A 1,412-nucleotide genomic window follows, 5' to 3' on the forward strand; every position below is an offset into this window, starting at 1 on the left:
TAATGCCAGTCACTTAAGGCATTGATCTCTGCGCCGCAAGAGCTAAAACGGATTCATGTTCAATCATGAATCCGTTTTTTATTATGGCTCTTCAACTTAACTTGGACTATGCGGCCGAGCTGGCGCCGCATGAGTTCGAACGCTTTGCCAGCCTGATAGATCCTGAGTGGATCGATGAAGCCTTGCGGCAGACGGGAACAGTGTCCTTGCGGCGGCGGCGTCTGCCTGCCGAGCACATGGTCTGGCTCGTCATCGGCCTGGCGCTGTTTCGTAACGAGGCGATCTGGCATATCGTGCAGCAGCTCGACCTGGCTAATGGACCGGTGTTACACCCACCCGTTCCCAGTGCGGCGGTTGCTGCCCGCGAGCGCTTGGGCGAAGCGCCGATGGCGTGGCTGTTCAAGCGCTTGGCAGGCAGCTGGGGTAGCCGCCCCGTGCCCGACAACGGGTTGTTCCATGGCTTGCGCAGCTATGCCGTCGATGGTGTGGTGTGGTCCCTGCCCGATACGCCCGCCAACCTGGAGCATTTCGGCGGACCGTCCAACGACCATGGCGGTGGCGCATGGCCCCAGTTGCGCGCCGTCTGCTTGATGGACACTTATACCCACTTGATCCGCGCTGCCAGCTTCGGCGACTACCGCACCGGCGAACTCAGTTTTGCAGCGTCTCTCATGCAAGCGGTGCCCGACGCTTCCTTGACCATTTTCGACCGCGCCTACTTCTCGGCTGCCTTCCTGCTCGATTGGCAAAAAGCGGGAGACCAAAAGCATTGGCTGATGCGCGCTAAAACACCACTGCGTCATGAAGTCGTGCACGAGTTTGCACCCGGAGATTATCTGGTACGCATGCCGGTTTCGCCGCGTGCACAAAAGCTGCATCCCGAGCTGCCCTCGCATTGGCAGGCCCGGCTCATCAAGTGCAAAGTCGGCGGACAGACGCGTGAATTTCTCACTTCCTTGTGCGACGCGCAGCGCTTTCCTGCACGCGACATCGCTGCGCACTATGTGCAGCGATGGGAAATCGAGCTGGGCTTCAGGGAGATCAAGCAGGGAATGCTGAAGAAGGCGACGACCTTGAGGAGCAAACTGCCCGAACTGGTGCGCCAGGAGGTGTGGGGCCTGCTTATCGCCTACAACCTGCTGCGCCATGAAATAGCCCAGATGGCTAGTGAGCTACGGGTACCGCCACAGCGCCTGAGCTTTCAATGGCTGGCCTTGGCCATAACGACCGCCCTGTATCACTGGCCTTTGCAGACCCCCGGAACCTTCCCCAAGCGGCTGGCAATGCTGCATGAGCAAGCACGCGTCTATCTGCTGCCGGAGCGCCGAGCGCGCTCGTATCCGCGCGTCGTTAAACAGCCCAGATCCAAGTTTCCAATGAAAAATGCCAGTCAGCTTAACTGACTGGCATTA

The 1,412-nt window shown here is 59.3% G+C and carries 1 protein-coding gene; it reads left to right on the top strand.

Annotated elements, in window-relative coordinates:
- Positions 1-65 precede the first annotated feature (65 nt).
- The gene (locus tag C2862_RS24985) at positions 66-1,403 is read left to right on the top strand and encodes an IS4 family transposase (RefSeq protein WP_136223752.1); all 1,338 of its coding nucleotides are present in this window, start codon (positions 66-68) and stop codon (positions 1,401-1,403) included.
- The last annotated feature ends 9 nt before the right edge of the window (positions 1,404-1,412 follow it).

This window comes from Massilia sp. Mn16-1_5, assembly GCF_004798585.1.
Classification (GTDB): domain Bacteria; phylum Pseudomonadota; class Gammaproteobacteria; order Burkholderiales; family Burkholderiaceae_D; genus Telluria.

Coding starts and splice junctions, on each gene's coding strand:
- C2862_RS24985 (WP_136223752.1), top strand. CDS start 66: ATGAATCCGTTTTTTATTATGGCTCTTCAACTTAACTTGGACTATGCG.